Source organism: Actinotalea caeni, from assembly GCF_009733795.1.
Taxonomy (GTDB): domain Bacteria; phylum Actinomycetota; class Actinomycetes; order Actinomycetales; family Beutenbergiaceae; genus Pseudactinotalea; species Pseudactinotalea caeni.
The window spans coordinates 105,481-122,280 of record NZ_WNXX01000012.1 but is presented as its reverse complement, the minus strand read 5'-3'; the positions used below and the strand labels follow the sequence as shown (position 1 = coordinate 122,280).

Annotated in this window: 16 protein-coding genes, 1 tRNA gene and 1 pseudogene; 9 read left to right on the top strand and 9 right to left on the bottom strand. The window is 74.3% G+C overall.

Features of this window, described 5'->3' with window-relative positions:
• Positions 1 to 1,068: pseudogene (locus tag GPA02_RS12075) on the bottom strand (hypothetical protein); the annotation flags it as partial.
• Between the two features lie 90 nt (positions 1,069 to 1,158).
• On the opposite strand from GPA02_RS12075, the gene clpS reads away from it, so the two are divergent.
• The 8 genes from clpS (at position 1,159) to rdgB (ending at position 9,726) form a co-directional block, all read left to right on the top strand.
• Entirely contained in the window at positions 1,159 to 1,455 is a 297-nt protein-coding gene (clpS, locus tag GPA02_RS12070; RefSeq protein ID WP_156200303.1) for an ATP-dependent Clp protease adapter ClpS, read from the top strand.
• Entirely contained in the window at positions 1,452 to 2,036 is a 585-nt protein-coding gene (locus GPA02_RS12065) for a DUF2017 domain-containing protein (RefSeq protein ID WP_156200302.1), read from the top strand. The genes clpS and GPA02_RS12065 overlap by 4 nt, the downstream gene beginning before the upstream one ends.
• Before the next feature lie 161 nt (positions 2,037 to 2,197).
• Positions 2,198 to 3,031 (top strand): glutamate racemase, encoded by an 834-nt coding sequence (gene murI / locus GPA02_RS12060; RefSeq protein WP_156200301.1) that lies wholly within the window; start codon positions 2,198 to 2,200, stop codon positions 3,029 to 3,031.
• Positions 3,028 to 3,804 (top strand): MBL fold metallo-hydrolase, encoded by a 777-nt coding sequence (locus tag GPA02_RS12055; RefSeq protein ID WP_156200300.1) that lies wholly within the window; start codon positions 3,028 to 3,030, stop codon positions 3,802 to 3,804. Before murI ends, GPA02_RS12055 begins: the two co-directional genes overlap by 4 nt.
• 90 nt (positions 3,805 to 3,894) lie before the next feature.
• Positions 3,895 to 5,274: a C2 family cysteine protease gene (locus GPA02_RS12050; RefSeq protein WP_156200299.1), complete on the top strand. Its 1,380-nt coding sequence runs from the start codon at positions 3,895 to 3,897 to the stop codon at positions 5,272 to 5,274.
• Between the two features lie 81 nt (positions 5,275 to 5,355).
• The gene (locus tag GPA02_RS12045; RefSeq protein ID WP_420809358.1) at positions 5,356 to 8,037 is read left to right on the top strand and encodes a phosphoenolpyruvate carboxylase; all 2,682 of its coding nucleotides are present in this window, start codon (positions 5,356 to 5,358) and stop codon (positions 8,035 to 8,037) included.
• A 274-nt stretch (positions 8,038 to 8,311) separates the two neighbouring features.
• Positions 8,312 to 9,112 (top strand): ribonuclease PH, encoded by an 801-nt coding sequence (rph, locus tag GPA02_RS12040; protein WP_156200298.1) that lies wholly within the window; start codon positions 8,312 to 8,314, stop codon positions 9,110 to 9,112.
• On the top strand, positions 9,109 to 9,726 hold the full coding sequence (rdgB, locus tag GPA02_RS12035; protein ID WP_156200297.1) for an RdgB/HAM1 family non-canonical purine NTP pyrophosphatase: 618 nt from the start codon (positions 9,109 to 9,111) through the stop codon (positions 9,724 to 9,726). Before rph ends, rdgB begins: the two co-directional genes overlap by 4 nt.
• A gap of 35 nt (positions 9,727 to 9,761) precedes the next feature.
• Here the strand turns inward: rdgB and GPA02_RS12030 are convergent, their stop codons facing one another.
• The 3 genes from GPA02_RS12030 to GPA02_RS12020 all read right to left on the bottom strand — a co-directional run bounded on the left by GPA02_RS12030 (position 9,762) and on the right by GPA02_RS12020 (position 11,733).
• Positions 9,762 to 10,301, bottom strand: a complete 540-nt coding sequence (locus GPA02_RS12030) for an NUDIX hydrolase family protein (protein WP_156200296.1) — start codon at positions 10,299 to 10,301, stop codon at positions 9,762 to 9,764.
• Positions 10,302 to 10,326: 25 nt separating this feature from the next.
• On the bottom strand, positions 10,327 to 11,589 hold the full coding sequence (locus GPA02_RS12025) for an alpha-amylase family glycosyl hydrolase (protein ID WP_156200295.1): 1,263 nt from the start codon (positions 11,587 to 11,589) through the stop codon (positions 10,327 to 10,329).
• Positions 11,590 to 11,651: 62 nt separating this feature from the next.
• Positions 11,652 to 11,733, bottom strand: a tRNA-Leu gene (locus GPA02_RS12020).
• A 122-nt stretch (positions 11,734 to 11,855) separates the two neighbouring features.
• On the opposite strand from GPA02_RS12020, the gene GPA02_RS12015 reads away from it, so the two are divergent.
• Positions 11,856 to 12,578 carry an HAD family hydrolase gene (locus tag GPA02_RS12015; protein WP_162457766.1) on the top strand — a complete coding sequence of 241 codons (723 nt, stop codon included), beginning with the start codon at positions 11,856 to 11,858 and terminating at the stop codon, positions 12,576 to 12,578.
• Positions 12,579 to 12,591: 13 nt separating this feature from the next.
• On the opposite strand, the gene GPA02_RS12010 is transcribed toward GPA02_RS12015, so the two are convergent.
• The 5 genes from GPA02_RS12010 to GPA02_RS11990 form a co-directional block, all read right to left on the bottom strand.
• On the bottom strand, positions 12,592 to 13,068 hold the full coding sequence (locus GPA02_RS12010) for a peroxiredoxin (RefSeq protein ID WP_156200293.1): 477 nt from the start codon (positions 13,066 to 13,068) through the stop codon (positions 12,592 to 12,594).
• A gap of 79 nt (positions 13,069 to 13,147) precedes the next feature.
• Positions 13,148 to 13,579 carry an SRPBCC family protein gene (locus GPA02_RS12005; RefSeq protein ID WP_156200292.1) on the bottom strand — a complete coding sequence of 144 codons (432 nt, stop codon included), beginning with the start codon at positions 13,577 to 13,579 and terminating at the stop codon, positions 13,148 to 13,150.
• A gap of 146 nt (positions 13,580 to 13,725) precedes the next feature.
• Complete coding sequence (locus tag GPA02_RS12000) at positions 13,726 to 14,832, bottom strand: hypothetical protein (RefSeq protein ID WP_156200291.1); 1,107 nt, start codon at positions 14,830 to 14,832, stop codon at positions 13,726 to 13,728.
• A gap of 77 nt (positions 14,833 to 14,909) precedes the next feature.
• A complete protein-coding gene (locus tag GPA02_RS11995; protein WP_156200290.1) occupies positions 14,910 to 15,569 on the bottom strand; it encodes a response regulator in 660 nt (219 codons plus the stop codon).
• Positions 15,566 to 16,798, bottom strand: a complete 1,233-nt coding sequence (locus tag GPA02_RS11990; protein WP_156200289.1) for a histidine kinase — start codon at positions 16,796 to 16,798, stop codon at positions 15,566 to 15,568. The genes GPA02_RS11995 and GPA02_RS11990 overlap by 4 nt, the downstream gene beginning before the upstream one ends.
• Positions 16,799 to 16,800: the final 2 nt, after the last annotated feature.

Below are 16,800 nucleotides of genomic sequence, written 5' to 3'. Positions count from 1 at the left end.
GACGACGAGCGGCCGCACCGGGCGCGCCGGCACCACCGCGCGCGGCCACCGGCCGAGCGCCGCCACGAGCCCGAGCGCGGCGGCGGCGGCGACCACGACGACGTCGGCCCGGTAGCCGAGGTCGTACCCGGCGTAGTAGGCGAACAGCAGCACGACCCACACGACGCCGCCGAGCGGCACCGCGAGCAGCGCCCGGGACGCGCGCGGGGCGCGGTCGGCCGCGGCCCACACGTGCGCGAGCGCGGGCATCCCGAGCAGGAAGCAGACCGCCACCCACGGTGGCGCCACGCCGTCGTCGGTGACGAGCAGCACGCACGCCACCACGCCGACGAGCAGCACGACGGCGGCGATCGCGGTCGCGCGGGTCGGCCGCACGAGGGTGGCGGCGACCCCGAGCACCGCGCCGACGGCGACGAGGACCAGCCCCACGACGTCGAGCACCGCGGACGCGCGCCCGGCGTTGGCGACGACGACGCCGGCGACGATCAGCCCGGGCCACACGAGCCAGCCGAGACGGGCCGGGACACCCTCGCCGTCGACCGCCCGAGCCCGCCGGCCCGCCGCCGCGACGAGCGCCACCTGGAGCGCCAGCAGCGCCCACGCCCACACGTCGGTGCGCCAGACCGCGCCCCAGGTGCCGAGCGCGGCATGCGTGACCACCGACAGCGCGACGCCGCTCACCAGCCCGGTGACCGCGTGGCGGCCGTGCGCGTGCAGCGCGAGCGCGAGCCACGTCATCGCGGCCACCACGCCGATGGTCGCCACCACCAGGTGCGGGCGGCCGCCCGGGCTGGCCTGCAGCAGCACGCGCGCGAGCACGGCGACCGCCAGCGTCGCCGTGAGCACCGGGACCGGGCGCAGCCGACGCAGCGCCGCGACCGCCGCCACCGGCACCAGCGCGCACCCGAGCGCGAACGCACCGATGTTCTCCGGCGGCGTCGCGGCCGCCTGCCCGACGATCGTGATGAGGGTGGGCGTCCAGGCCCGCACCAGGTCCAGCAGCACCCACACCCCGGCGGCGAGGGCGAGCACCGACCAGCGCGACCGTGCGACGTCGTCAGCAGCCATGGCCCTTTGTACCGTGCGCACCCGGGCGCGGCCGCGTCGGGCCGCCGACGGCGTGTGCCCCGCGCCGCGGCGGCACCCTAACCTGAGGGGGTGAGCGCCCTACCCGACGTCGAGCACCAGGAGGACACCGAGGTCGTCGTCGACCCGGACCGCCCCTGGGTGACGGTCGTGTGGAACGACCCGGTCAACCTCATGAGCTACGTGACCTACGTCTTCCAGACCTACTTCGGCTACGACGAGGCCACGGCGACCAGGCTGATGCTGCAGGTGCACCACGAGGGTCGGTCGGTCGTCTCCTCGGGCAGCCGGGAGAAGATGGAGATCGACGTCCAGGCGATGCACTCCTACGGGCTCTGGGCCACGCTGCAGCAGGAGGACGCCGCGTGAGGGGCTTCACGCGCAAGCGCGGGCTCTACGTGGCCCACCTCGACCGGACCGAGCGCACGATCCTCTCCCGCGTGGTCGCCGACACCGCGCTGCTGCTGGGCACCCGGCTCGACGTCGAGCGCCCCGAGGGCGAGGACGACCCGCTGGCAGGCCTCGCCTGGTCGGTCGACGGCGTGGCCGAGCCCGACGACCCGGCGCTCGCCCGGCTGCTGCCCAACGCGTCGGAGGACGACGAGGTCGCCGCCGAGTTCCGCCGGCTCACCGAGGGCGACCTGCGCGCGGCCAAGGTCGAGCGGCTGCGGATGGTGTGGGGCGCGCTGCTGGCGCCGGGGGAGCGGCTGGAGGTGCAGCCCGAGCGCGCGATGGACTGGGCGGCGGCGCTGACCGACGTCCGGCTCGTGCTCGCCGAGCGACTGGGCGTCATGACCGACGAGGACGCCGAGAAGGTCTACCAGGAGGCGAGCGCGCGCCGTCGGCCGGGTTCGGAGGAGGACGAGGTCCGCGCGGCGCTGGCCAGCCTCTACATGGCGCTCACCTGGCTGCAGGAGTCGCTCATGACGGTGATGCTGAAGGCGCTCTGACGAGGGCGACGGCAGCCGTTGCCCGCCGGCCGCTGTCCGGGCCGCCCGCCGACGCCGCGGGCGCCGAGCGGGTGACGCCCGCCACGACTGTCCGGTGAGACGTGCCACATCCGGGCCCGGAACGGCCGCGGTGTCACCGTGCGCCGGTAACCTCGCCCAGCGTGAGCGACGCACCGATCGGGATCTTCGACTCGGGCGTGGGCGGCCTGACGGTCGCACGCGCCGTGATCGATCAGCTCCCGCACGAGTCGGTGCTCTACATCGGTGACACCGCCAACAGCCCGTACGGCCCGAAGCCGATCGCGGAGGTCCGCGCCCATGCGCTGCGGGTCATGGACGATCTCGTCGCGGCCGGCGTGAAGATGCTGGTCATCGCGTGCAACTCCGCCTCCGCGGCCGTGCTGCGCGACGCCCGCGAGCGGTACACGATCGCGCAGGGCGTCCCGGTGGTCGAGGTGATCCAGCCGGCAGTACGGCGCGCCGTGGCGGCGACCCGCTCGGGCCGGGTCGGCGTCATCGGCACGCAGGCGACGATCGGCTCGCGCGCCTACGAGGACGCCTTCGCCGCGGCCCCGCACCTGCAGCTCACGACGACGGCGTGCCCGCGGTTCGTCGAGTTCGTCGAGCGCGGCGAGACCTCCGGCACCGAGCTGATCGAGATCGCGCAGGAGTACCTGGCGCCGGTGCTCGCGGCCGACGTCGACACCCTCGTGCTCGGCTGCACCCACTACCCGCTGCTCACCGGTGTCATCTCCTACGTCGCAGGCGACGGCGTCACGCTCGTCAGCAGCGCCGAGGAGACCGCCAAGGACGTCTACCGCACGCTGGTGGCGCACCACCTCCAGGCGGGGCCCGACAGCACGCCGAGCTACTCCTTCCTCGCCACCGGCGACCCGGCGGCGTTCGACCGGCTCGCGCGCCGCTTCCTCGGCCCCGAGGTCGGCGCGCAGAGCGCGGCGGAGATCACCGGCGAGATCCCGCGGGTCGTCACGTGAGGCTCGTCGTCGTGGGCTGCTCGGGGTCGGTGTCCGGGCCGGAGTCCGCCTCCTCCTGCTACCTGCTGCAGGCCGACCGACCCGACGGCGGCACGACGTCGGTCCTGCTCGACCTCGGCTCGGGTGCCTTCGGCCAGCTGCTGCGCTACGTGGCTCCCGAGCAGCTGGACGCCGTGCTGCTGTCGCACCTGCACGCCGACCACGTCGTCGACCTCGCCGCGCTCGAGGTCTACCTGCGCTACGCGCCCGGCGGCCCGTTCGACGCCGTCGACGTCTGGGGTCCCGACGGCACGGACGCGCGCATCGAGCAGCTCTCGGGAGAGCCGTCGTCCGGTGCGGAGGTCTTCCGCACGCACGCGTGGGTCGACCGCGAGCCCGTGCGGGTGGGCCCGTTCGAGATCGCCCCGACCACGGTGCTGCACCCGGTGCCGGCGTTCGCGCTGCGCATCACGGGCCCGGCGGAGAACGGCCAGGGCACCCGCACGCTCGTCTTCACCGGTGACACCGACGCCTGCGACGGCGTGCTCGCGGCCGCGCACGGCGCCGACCTGCTGCTCGCCGAGGCCGCCTTCGAGGAGGACCGCGACGAGGTGCGCGGCATCCACCTGACCGGCCGTCGCGCGGGCGAGCTCGCGACCGCGGCGGGCGTGCAGCGGCTCGTGCTCACCCACATCCCGCCGTGGACGTCGCGGGAGAAGGTGCGTGCCGAGGCGTGCACGACCTACGACGGCGTCGTCGACCTCGCGTGCCCGGGTGTGACCTTCCACCTCTGAGCCTCCCGTATCACGGGTGCTGCGACCGGCCTCCTCTCCTCACGTCCGGTCGAGTCGCACGTCGAGGGCGACGTGCAGGAGGAGGACGTCATGGCTGCCACCGACACCACGGCGGAGAGCACCCGCGAGGACACCGAGCCGATCGGTGCCATCAACCCGTACACGCTGGCCGAGCTGGTCGCCGGTCGCACGATCGAGTGGTCGCAGGTCCCCGAGCCGCGCCGGCTCCTGGAGGACCTGCTCGCGACCCCGTACGAGGAGCTGTTCGACCCGGTGCACTCCTCACCGCTGTACCTGGGGGTTGCCGTCGACGAGAAGGGCCGCCTCGAGCGGGTGCGCCCCGCCGTCCTCGACGTCCGGCTGCCCGAGCTGACGAACGACGACGAGAGGGTGCCGTTCGGCGACCCGCGCCGGCTCCGCCGCATCGGTGACCTGGGGCGCTACCTCGACACCGAGGACGTCGCGGACATCGAGATCGACAGCGCGAGCCTGACCGACGACGGGTGGCTGCGGCTGCACGTCGCGCCGACGGGGGAGTCGCGGGTGGCGCGACTGGCCAGGGTGCTGACGCCGCGCATCGTCGCCTCGGTCGTGCCGCTGCCCAGCCGGCAGCCGATCGACGACGTCGCGTTCGAGCCGCCGCTGACCTACTGGGGCGACAACGGCAGCTTCTTCCTCGAGGCGGCCGAGTTCTCCGACCCGATCCAGGGCAACGTCGCGAACTGCTACCTCATCGCCGCGATGTCCGCCGTCGCGTGGGCGCAGCCCGACCGGATCCGTCACATGACCCGCGCGACCGGCACCGGGCAGCAGCAGTTCGTCAACAAGGTGCGGCTGCACGACGCGACCTCCCACGCCGGCACCGACGTCGAGATCACCGACGCGATCCCGCTGAAGTTCTCCAACAACCGCCCGATGTACGCGCGGTCGAGCGAGCCGGGCGAGACGTGGCCCTCGATCCTCGAGAAGGCGTACGCGAAGTGGGAGTCCGGTCACACCGGCGACACCCCGAGCATCGAGTCGACGGCGTGGGGCTCGGGGTCGCGCGCGTGCGCCGAGCTCACCGGGCTGACCCGATGGTCGGTCGACACCGCGAGCACCTCCGCCGACGACCTGTGGTCGCTCGTGCGGCAGAACTCCCTGAGCGGGCGCACGTTCAACCCGATGACGGCGGGCACCTACGGCTCGGGCGAGTCCTCGCCCGACAAGGTGGTCTACGCCGACGCGAACCTCGTGGCCAGCCACGTCTACACGGTGCTGGGCTGGGACTATCGCAACGGCAAGAAGTACATCGTGCTGCGCAACCCGTGGGGGTCCACCGAGGCCACCCAGGGCGCGCTGGGCGGCACGGTGTCCTTCTACGACATCAGCTGGTGGCGGTCGATCGCGCTCGCGGACCCCGACGGCGTGTTCGGTCTCGAGATGAGCGTCTTCAAGAGCTACTTCGCGAGCCTGGGCGGCGTCCGCTGACCCGGCCGGCCGGGCCGGCCGGGCATCCCGCTCCGTGACCGTACGAACGAGGCCGGCCCGGCGCTCGCTAGTCTCGCCAGCATGAGCGAGGCACCCTCCGTCGACACGGCCGCGCACGGCATCGCCACCGGATCGCGCGCGGTCGCGGTCTCCGACATGCCCGACGCGCTCCGGCAGGACGTCCGACTGCTCGGCGAGCTGCTCGGCACCGTGCTCGTGGAGAGCGGTGGCGAGGACCTGCTGGCCGACGTCGAACGGCTCCGCGAGCTGACGATCCGCGCGTACACCGAGTCCGGCACCGAGGCGTTCGACGAGGCGGTGGCGTTCGTCGACTCGCTGAGCCTCGACCGCGGCGAGGAGCTGGCACGCGCCTTCACGTGCTACTTCCACCTGGTCAACCTGGCCGAGGAGTTCCACCGCATCCGGGTCCTGCGCGAGCGCGAGGACGACCCCACGCCGCGCGCCCCCGAGGACTCCCTCGCGGGCACGATCGCCGCGCTGCGCGAGGAGCTGGGGGAGGAGGAGACCCGCCGCCGGGTCGCCGAGCTGGAGTTCCGGCCGGTGCTGACCGCCCACCCCACCGAGGCCCGACGGCGTGCGGTCGCCGCGTGCATCCGCCGCATCAGCGACCTGCTCGCCGAGCGTGACGACCCGCGTCTGACGAAGCGCGCGCTCGCGGAGAACCGCCGCCAGCTGATCGCCGAGATCGACACCCTGTGGCGCACCTCGCCGCTGCGGCTGGACAAGCCCAGCCCGCTCGACGAGGTCCGCACCGCCATGGGGGTCTTCGACGAGACCCTGTTCACGGTGCTGCCGAAGGTCTATCGCGCCGTCGACGACCTGCTGGCCGAGGACCCCGACGTGCCGCACCGACCGGTCGCGCCGGCGTTCGTGCGGCTGGGCTCCTGGATCGGGGCCGACCGCGACGGCAACCCGAACGTCACCCACACGATCACGCGAGCGGCCGCGGGGATCGCGGCCGAGCACGTCCTGCTCGGCCTGGAGCGGGTGGCGACCCGTATCGGTCGGTCGCTCACCCTCGACGCGGCGACCACACCGCCGTCGCCCGAGCTCGACGCGCTGTGGAACCGGCAGCGACGCATGGCCGAGGAGCTGACCGCCGACATCGCCGGCCGCTCGCCCGACGAGCCGTATCGGCGCGTGATGCTCACGATCGCCGAGCGGATCGCGGCGACCCGCAAGCGCGACGCCGACCTGGCCTACGGTTCCCCGGAGGAGCTGCTGGACGACCTGCGCGTCGTGCAGGACTCGCTCGCGGCGTCCGACCCGCGCCGCGCCTACGGCGACCTGCAGTCGCTGATCTGGCAGGTGGAGACCTACGGGTTCCACCTCGCCGAGCTCGAGGTGCGGCAGCACTCGGCCGTGCACGCCAAGACCCTCGCCGAGATCGACGCCGGTGGGCCGCTGTCCGACATGAGCGAGGAGGTCATCGAGACCTTCCGGGCGATCGCCGCGGTGCAGCGCCGCCACGGCGTGCTGGCGGCCCGTCGCTACATCGTGTCGTTCACGCAGGACGCGCAGGACATCGCCAACGTCTACCGGCTCGCCGAGATCGCGCTGGGCACGCCCGAGGACGTGCCGGTCATCGACGCGATCCCGTTGTTCGAGACCTTCGCCGACCTGCAGGCCTCGACCGACGTGCTCGACCAGATGCTCGAGCTGCCGCAGGTGCAGGCCCGGCTGGCGCAGACCGAGCGCCGCATGGAGGTCATGCTCGGCTACTCCGACTCCAGCAAGGACGTCGGGCCGGTGTCGGCGACGCTCGCGCTCTACGACGCGCAGAGCCGCATCGCCGAGTGGGCGCGCCGCAACGACATCACGCTCACGCTGTTCCACGGCCGCGGCGGTGCGCTCGGCCGCGGCGGCGGCCCCGCCAACCGCGCGGTGCTGGCGCAGCCTCCGGGCTCGGTCGACGGGCGCTTCAAGCTGACCGAGCAGGGCGAGGTGATCTTCGCTCGCTACGGCGACCCGGTGATCGCGTCCCGGCACATCGAGCAGGTGGCGGCCGCGACGCTGCTGCAGGCGACGCCGTCGATCGAGAAGCGCAACTCCGACGCCGCGCGCGAGTTCGCCGACGTCGCGGCGCGGCTGGACGAGGCGTCCCGCGAGCGGTTCTACCAGCTGGTGCGCGCCGAGGGCTTCCCGCAGTGGTTCGCGACCGTCACGCCGCAGGAGGAGGTCGGCTGGCTCGCCATCGGCTCCCGCCCGGCCCGCCGGGGGCTGTCGGTGGAGTCGCTGGAGGACCTGCGCGCGATCCCGTGGGTGTTCGCCTGGACGCAGGCCCGCATCAACCTCACCGGCTGGTTCGGGCTCGGCACCGCGCTCGCCGCCGTGGGCGACCTGGAGCGGCTGCGGGAGGCGTACCATCGCTGGCCGCTGTTCGCGACGATGATCGACAACGTCGAGATGTCGCTGGCGAAGACCGACACCCGCATCGCCAAGCTCTACCTGGCGCTCGGCGACCGCGAGGACCTCTCGCAGCTGGTCCTCGAGGAGCTGGAGCTCACGCGCGAGTGGATCGTGCGGATCACAGGTCAGGAGCGCCTGCTGGCCGGCCACCGGGTGCTGGGCCGCGCGGTGCAGCTGCGCTCGCCGTACGTCGACGCGCTGTCGCTCATCCAGCTGCGTGCCCTGCGCGCGCTGCGCGCGGGCGACGCCGACGATGCGACCGACGCCAAGCTCCGCCGCGTCATGCTGCTCAGCGTCAACGGCGTGGCCGCCGGCCTCCAGAACACGGGCTGACCCCGCGCCCACTTTCACCGCACTTTGCAACACCCAGTTTCACCGCACTTTGCAACACTCTCCGCGGTCCGGCCCAGCGGTTATGCGCGGGGCCGTGTTGCAAAGTGCGGTGAAACCGGGCTGTGTTCCAAAGTGCGGTGAAAGTGGGTGCCGTCGCGGGCGTACCTTGCCGTGCTGGCTGCTGGGCCGTCGTCCGGGCCGGGCGGGCCGCCGCTCGGGCTCGGCGTCGTCGGGCGTGCGCGGGGGTGGGTCCGACCTCGTAGGCTGGGGAGTCGTGACCGAACCTGCTGCACCCGCGCCCGTACCCACCCCGACCCGCGCCGACGGCCGCCGGCCCGACCAGCTGCGGCCGGTCAGCTTCCTGCGGGGCTGGTCCGACCACGCCGAGGGGTCGGTGCTCGTGCAGTTCGGCGGCACCCGGGTGCTGTGCACGGCGTCGTTCACCGACTCCGTGCCGCGCTGGCGCAAGGGCTCCGGGCTCGGCTGGGTGACCGCCGAGTACGCGATGCTGCCGCGGTCGACCACCACCCGGTCCGACCGCGAGTCGGTCCGCGGCAAGATCGGCGGCCGCACCCACGAGATCTCCCGGCTGATCGGGCGGTCGCTGCGCGCCGTCGTCGACCTCTCGGCGCTCGGCGAGAACTCGATCGTGCTCGACTGCGACGTCCTGCAGGCCGACGGCGGCACCCGCACCGCCGCGATCACCGGCGCCTACGTCGCGCTCGCCGACGCCGTCGCGTGGGGCCGCGAGCACGGTGCCGTCGCGCCCGACGCCACCGTGCTCACCGACTCGGTCGCCGCCGTCAGCGTCGGCATCGTCGAGGGCACGCCCGTGCTCGACCTGCCCTACGTCGAGGACGTCTCCGCCGAGACCGACATGAACGTCGTCGTCACCGGCTCCGGCTCGTTCGTCGAGGTGCAGGGCACTGCCGAGGGGGCGCCGTTCGACCGCGCCGAGCTCGACAGCCTGCTCGACCTCGCGCTCGCCGGCACCGCCGAGCTCACGAGGCTGCAGACGGCGGCCCTCGCCGAGCCGCTGACCCGCCCGGCCGCCCCGGGCCCGATCTCGCGATGACGGCGGCGCAGCCGCGGCTGGTGCTCGCCACCCGCAACCACCACAAGCTCGACGAGCTGCGCGCCATCCTCGCCGAGGAGGGCATCGACACCGCCGGGGTGGTGAGCGCGGCCGACGTCGACGGTCCCGAGGTCGCCGAGACCGGCATCACCTTCGCCGAGAACGCTCTCCTCAAGGCGCGCGCGCTCGCAGCGCACACGGGTCTGCCGGCCGTGGCGGACGACTCGGGCTTCGCCGTCGACGTCCTCAACGGCTGCCCGGGCGTGTTCTCGGTCTACTGGGCCGGCCGCGCGCGTGACGACGCCGCCAACAACGCGCTGCTGCTCGAGCAGGTCGCCGACATCGGGCCCGAGCACCGGGGTGCGCAGTTCGTGTGCGCGGGCGCGCTCGTCACCCCGGACGGCCGCGAGGAGGTCCGTGAGGGCGTCGTGCGCGGCCGGCTGCTGACCGAGCCCGTCGGCGACGGCGGGTTCGGCTACGACCCGTTGTTCCAGCCGGACGGACTCGACCGCAGCTACGCCCAGCTGGCGCCGGAGGAGAAGAACGCGATCTCGCACCGCTCGCGGGCCTTCCGGGCGCTCGCGCCGGTGATCGCGCAGGTGCTGGCCGGCTGACGGCCGCTGGGCACCCGCACCGCGCGCGCCCGCCTCTAGGTGAGCCGACCGCTCACCGCGAGCGCGGTGCGGATGAGCGCGGCGTGCCCGTCGACCATCTCGCCGAGCACCTCGGGCTCGATGATCTGCTCGGGCGTGAACCACGCGATGTCGAGCGCGTCCTGCTGGGGCTGGCAGTCGCCCTCGACCGGCACGATGTAGGCGAGCGAGACGGCGTGCTGGCGCGGGTCGTGGTAGGCGGTGATGCCGGGCGTCGGGAAGTACTCCGCGACCGTGAACGGCACCGGCGAGACAGGGATCCGCGGCAGCGCCATCGGTCCGAGGTCCTTGTCGAGGTGCCGCGCCAGCGCATCACGGATCCGCTCGTGGTACATCACCCGGCCGCTGACGAGGGCACGCTGGATGCCGCCCTTGCGCGGCGTGCGCAGCAGCGTGCCGATCGCCGTGATGGCGCCGTCGGCGTCGACGCGCACCGGCACGACGTCGACGTAGAGGATCGGGAGGCGACGGCGGATGACCGCCAGCTCTTCGGGGGAGAACCAGCTGCCGATGTCGTCCGTGCCTACCTCGCTCACGCACCTGTTCTACAGGGTCGCGGGGTCAGCCGCCATCCGGGCCACGCCAGAGGACCGACCCGTCGGCGTCGCGCACGAGCGCCTGCGGGGAGGGGTCGAGCATCAGCTCGACCTCCAGGTGCCCGTCCTCGCCCTGGGAGCGGTACCGCAGCCGCGTGTTGGTGAGCTCGGCGACGTCGAGCCGCGACGTCGTCAGCCACGGGTGCCGACGGCGGATCGCGATCAGGGCGCGGTGGGCGTCGAGCAGCACCGCGCCCTCGCCGTCGACGCCCAGCCCCTCCGGCCCGGCCGGCAGCGCGGGACGCACAGCGTCGTCGCCGCCCAGCCGGTCCTCCTTGAGCCCGGTCATGCCGACCTCGTCGCCGTAGTAGACCGACGGGATGCCCGCGACCGTCATGAGGACCGTGAGCGCCAGCACCGCGCGGGCGGCGCCGAGCCGCGTCGTGATCCGCGTGACGTCGTGGTTGCCGACGAACGTCTGCGGCACGAAGGTGCCGAGCATCTGACGGTGCCGCCCGAGCGCGTGCGCGAGCTCGTAGAAGTTCGCGTCGAGCAGGCTCGACCAGATCGCCTTCCACAGCTCGTACTGCGTGACGGAGTCGACGGTCGAGGCGGTGACGAAGCCGGGGTAGTCGCCGTGGATGACCTCCCCGAGGAACCACGCGTCGGGATGGCGCTCGCGGACGCGCGGCAGGGTCGCCGCCCAGAAGTCCGTCGGCACCGAGTACGCGGCGTCGAGCCGCCAGCCGTCGATGCCGCGGTCCAGCCAGTGGTTCATCACCTCGGTCGCCAGGTCGACGGCGGCGGGCGAGGAGTGCCGCAGCCGCACCAGCGCGTCGTGGCCCTCGAAGACCCGGGGCGCGGGGCCGCCGTCGGCGTCCCAGTCGATGTCGAGGAGGTCGGCCGCCGGCGAGCCCGGCCCGCCCTGCAGCGCCGCGGCGACCGCGGGGTGGTCGCGGCCGACGTGGGAGAACACCCCGTCCATCAGCACCCGGATGCCGCGCTCGTGGCAGGCGGCGAGCAGCGCGTCCAGGTCGTCGTCGGTGCCGAGCCTGGGGTCCACCCGGAGGTGGTCGACGACGTCGTAGCCGTGGCTGGTCGAGGCGTGCACCGGTCCGAGCAGCAACCCGTTGGCGCCGAGCCCGATGAGGTGGTCGAGCCAGGGGAGCAGCGCACGCAGCCGAGGACCGGGGCAGGGATCGGCCTCGCGGATCGGCGCGCCCACCGCTCCCAGCGGGTACACGTGCCACCAGATCGCGTGCTCGGCCCAGGCCGGGGTCGCCGTCATGCTCCTAGCATGGCGCGCCGCGCGCGCGATGGACGACCGAGGTCGCGGGGGCGCCGCACGAGTGCGCGAGGTGGGACTCGAACCCACACGCCCGAAGGCACAGGAACCTAAATCCTGCGCGGCTGCCAGTTACGCCACTCGCGCTCGTCGGTGCCCAGCGTACGAGGCGAGCGAGCGGTGGCGGGACCACGGCCGGGCAGCGCCTACCGTGTCGGTGGGCGCGCGTCGCGCGCGCCGGCCCAGCCGCACGACCCGATCGGACCCCCGTGACGACCCAGCAGCCCGTCCCGACCCTCGTCCTCGACTTCGACGGCACCCTGTGCCTGGGTGACGACCCGGTGCTGCTCTACGCCGACGAGCTGGCGAAGCGGATCGACGTCGACGCCGGTGAGCGGCTGCACGCCGAGCTCACCGAGTTCCTCGCCGGCACCCGCCGGGTCGAGGGTGCCGAGGACGGCTACCACGCGATCTGGGTGCTCACCCAGCACCTCGGGCTGCCCAGAGAGGTGCTCGCCGAGACCTACTACGCCTCCCGGGCCCGCATGGAGGCGGGCGAGGGGTCGGTCCACGCGCCCGAGGGCATCACCGAGCTGTTGGACGACGTCCGCGGCGCCGGGGTCCGCACCGTGCTCGTCACCAACGCACCCGCGACGGGCGCGACCTCGTGGCTGGCGACTGTCGGCATCGCCGAGCGGCTCGACGCTGTCGTCCCGGACGCGGGCAAGCCCGCTCGGATGCGCGAGCACCTCGAGACGCTGCTGGAGCAGGCCGGCGCGACAGGCTCCCCGCACCTGCTCATGAGCGTCGGCGACGTGTGGGTCAACGACGTCGAGCCCGCGACCGCGATCGGGGCGCACGGGCTCTACATCGACCGCTACGGCTCCGGTCGCGGCCCCAGCACGGCGAGCGCGCCCACGATCGGCGAGCTGTACCCGGTGATCCGGGCGTGGGCCGCCGACCCCGCGGCCGACCTCGCCGCACGCGGCTGACCGTGCCCGCGGCTCAGTCGATGCCGAGGTCGCGTCGCAGCTTGGCGACGTGACCGGTGGCCTTGACGTTGTACTGCGCGAGCGCGACCGTCCCGTCGGGCGCCACGACCACGGTGGAGCGGATGACGCCGATCGAGGTCCGGCCGTAGCTCTTCTTCTCGCCCCACGCGCCGTACGCCTCGAGCACCTGGTGCTCGGGGTCGGACACCAGCGGGAACGTGAGGTGCTCGGCCTCGACGAACGCCGCCAGCTTGTCGACGGGGTCGGGCGAGACACCGACGACGGCGTATCCCTGCGCGGTCAGCGACGCCAGGGAGTCGCGGAAGTCGCAGGCCTCCGTGGTGCACCCGGGGGTGCCGGCGGCGGGGTAGAAGTAGACGATGACACCCTTGTCCGCGCTCGCGAGCAGGTCGGCGAGGGCGACGGTCGTGCCGTCGGCGGCGGGCAGGGTGAAGGAGGGCGCGGTCGCGCCGACGTCGAGTCGAGGCATGCCGCCACTCTAGGTCCGATCGGGACCCGGGTTCGGCTCGTCCGGACGGCTACGGTGACGCCCGGACGAGGTCTCCAGCCTAAGCGCTGATCGCCTCGGTGGTGAGAGCACCCACCCTGTCGAGGGCCTCGGACCACCGCGCCTCGTACGTCGCGGCGTCGGTGACGCCGTCGTGACGCAGGTCCAGCCGGGTCGTGCCGCCCTCGTCGACGAGGTCGAGCTCGACGATCGTCGCGGGCGCCTCCGGCGTCTCGTGGAAGGACCAGCGCAGCTGCTCCAGCGGGTGGAAGCTGCGCAGCACGCCGCTCGCCCCGTCCGCGCAGCGCCACGGCTCGCCCTTGCCGCCGAACGCGGCCCCGGCACCCAGCAGCGCCTCCGCGCCGCCCGGTCCGGTGAGGACGCGCCACACCTCGGCCACGGGCGCCTGGACGGTCCGGGTGACCCGGACCCCCTCCTGCGCTGCTGTCGATGCTGCCCCAGCTTCTCCGGACCCGGACTCGACCGCGCTCATGCGACCCTCCATCGGACGTTGGTCGCCTCGGCGCTGCGCCGAGGCGCAGTCCCATCCCACCACCGTTGCCCGCGCCACGCCAGCGGTTCGGAGGGTGGATCCGAGCCGTCGACGTGACGCGGGCAGGTGGGTGGTCGGGAGGGCTCTCAGGCGGCCGTGGTGACGGCGACCCGGTCGCCGTCACGACGCAGCGCGTAGGCCCAGGTGGCGGCGGCGAGCGCGACGCTCCAGACCGGCCAGAGGAAGGTCACGCCGACCGCTGCCCAGTTGTCGGCGAGGCTCGCGAGCCCCGCGACCCCGATGCCCTGGACGGCGCCCACGATCATCGACATCCCGGCCGGCAGCAGCATCGCCGCGACGAGCGAGGCGGGCACGACGGCCAGCGGCACCGGCACGCGGCGACCACCCAGCCCGGGCAGCCACGGCCAGAACCGCTCGCCCCACGGCCGCACCAGGCCGATCGTGAGCACGCTGCCGACGACCGCGGCCGCGCTGAGCATCAGCCCGTTGGAGACGTCGCCGCCGGCGGCCTCGAAGGACGCCATGTCGAACCCGATCGGCCAGCCGAGCACCCAGGCGACGCGCGTGACGGCGTAGAGCAGCGGTGCGGCGACGGCGACCCCGACGGCGGTGCGTCCCCAGCGCGCCGCGGCTGCCGGCTGCTGCCAGCGCGGCCGGGGCGCGTCGCCGCGCAGCGCGTCCAGCGCGGTCACGGCACCGAGGACGACGACCGCGGTGGTGCCGACCACCGCGAGCTCGGCGAGCATCGGCGGCCACGGCACGCTCGCGAGCGCGAGCCGCATCTCCTCGGAGAAGGGGGCCATCACCAGCATCGCCGGCAGGTATCCGGTGAGCGCGAGCGGGTTGGCGTCGCAGACGGCCGCCAGCGCGAGAGCCGCGACGCCAGCCGCACCCACGGCCGTGATCGTCTGCGCCGGTCCGCGACGGTCGGTACCGGCCCGCCCGATCGCGCCGACGAGGGCGCGCAGCCGCACCAGCCCGAGGGCGACGAGCAGGCCGGCGGCGCCGAGCAGCACGGCGACCAGCGGGTACGGCAGACCCATCGTCGGCGTGATGCTCGGGTGCGCCTCGCTCGAGGTGGCGCCGTGCCCGGTGAGGCCGGCGACCAGCGCCGTCGCGCCGCCGACGCCGGCGAGGAGCGCGCCGAGGGTGGTCCAGCGGGCCGCGCGGCGCACGCGTACGGCGAGGGAGGGGTAGGTGGTCGGGGGAGTGGTGACGTCTGCGATGTCCATGGCTCCAGCCTTCGCCGCGCCAAGGACGGCGCCATCCCGCCGTGGAGCCAACCGGCTCACCCGGTCGGGGGAGCCGGCTAGAGACCGGAGACGGCGTCGCTGAAGCCGGACTCGTAGGCGAAGATCGCGGCCTGCATCCGGTCGCGCGCGCCCAGCTTGGCCAGCACGTTGCCCACGTGGGTCTTGACGGTCTCGACGCCGAGCCACAGCTCGGCGGCGATCTCGGCGTTGGTGCGGCCGGCGGCCAGCAGCCGCAGCACGTCGCGCTCGCGGTCGGTGAGCGTCGCGAGCAGCGCCTCGTGGCGCGGCTGCGGCGTCGCGTGCGCCACGAGCCGGCGCACCGCGGTCGGGAACAGCACGGCGTCGCCGCGCGCGACCACCCGCACCGCCTCCCGGATCTGGGCGGGGTCGGCGCGCTTGAGGAGGAACCCGGCCGCGCCGGCGCGCAGGGCGTCGAGCACGTAGTCGTCGGCGGAGAACGTCGTGACGACGAGCACGCGTGTGTTCGGCACCCGCTCCAGGATCCGCTGGGTGGCGGTGATGCCGTCGAGCTGCGGCATCCGCACGTCCATGAGCACGACGTCGGGCCGGTGCTGCGTGGCAGCGGCCACGCCCGCGACGCCGTCGTCGGCCTCGGCGACCACCTCGATGCCGAGCTCGGCGCCGAGGATGGCGCGCAGCCCGCTGCGCACGAGAGGCTCGTCGTCGACGAGCAGCACCCGGACCGTGTCGGTCATCGCAGACCCTCCGTGATCGTCAGCCGCACGAGCCACGCCCCCGCCTCGGGGCCGGCGTCGAGCCGCGCCCCGACGAGCGTGGCCCGCTCGCGCATCCCGACCAGGCCGCGACCACCCCCGTCGCGCGGGTGGTCCACCCCGTCGCGCCCGACGGCGTTGCGGACCTCCAGCGTCAGCGCCCCGTCGGCGCGCCACCAGTCGACGTCGACCGGCCCGGTGCCGTGCCGCTGCCCGTTGACGACCGCCTCGGCGAGCAGCTGGTAGGCCTCGCGCGAGACCAGCGGGTCGAGGCCCGCCAGGTCCTCCACCGCCCCGCGCACGCGGACCTCGTGCCCCGCCGCGGCGCCCGGTGCCGTGGCCAGACCGGGCAGGTCGGCCAGCGTCGGTCGCGGCGTGCGGGCGGCGAGCTCGTCGTCCTCGTCGCGCAGCACCGCCAGGCTGCGGTCGAGGTCGGCCATCGCCTGCCGGCCGACCCGGCCGATCTCGGCGAGCGCGGCACGTGCGACGGCGGTGTCGGCGTCGAGCGCGGCCTCGGCGACGCTCGCCTGCATCGTGGTGATCGCGAGCGCGTGCCCCACGCCGTCGTGCAGCTCGCGGGCGACCCGGTTGCGCTCCGCGAGCACGAGCCGCCGCTGCCGCTCGGCGAGCTCGCGCTCGCCGGGCCCGGGGCCGAGCAGCGGCACCGCCAGCGCGCGCAGCAGCGCCCGCCCGAGCAGCGCCAGCAGCGGCAGCGCGAGCAGCACGAGCAGCGCCACCGGCACGCCCCAGCCGCCGAGGTCGGGCGCGCTCAGCCGGAACCCGTCGCCGCGGCTGCCGAGCGTCCAGCCGATCAGCCCGACGGCGTAGGGGATGCCGAACAGCAGCGCGAGGGTCGCGAGCGCGCCGGTGAGCAGGTGGGCGACGAAGTAGCCCGCGGCCCGCAGCCGGTCATCGTGGCCGAGCCGGGCGCTCGTCGTCGGCAGGTCGACGTCGAGGAAGGTGCGCGCGGCGGCGATCCCCAGGTCGCGCACCGGGGCGAGGAAGGGCGGGACGAGCGCGAGCGGCACCGCGATGACCGTGAGCGCGACGGTGAGCGCCATCGGCACCTGCGGTGCGGCCCGCGCGAGCTGCACCAGCCCGCTGACGAGCACGCCGTAGCCGGCGGCGATGACGCCGCCGAGCACGAGGTAGACGCCGGCACGCAGGGCGCGCGAGGCCCACGGCAGCGCACGCGCGGTCCTCGGAGCCACCC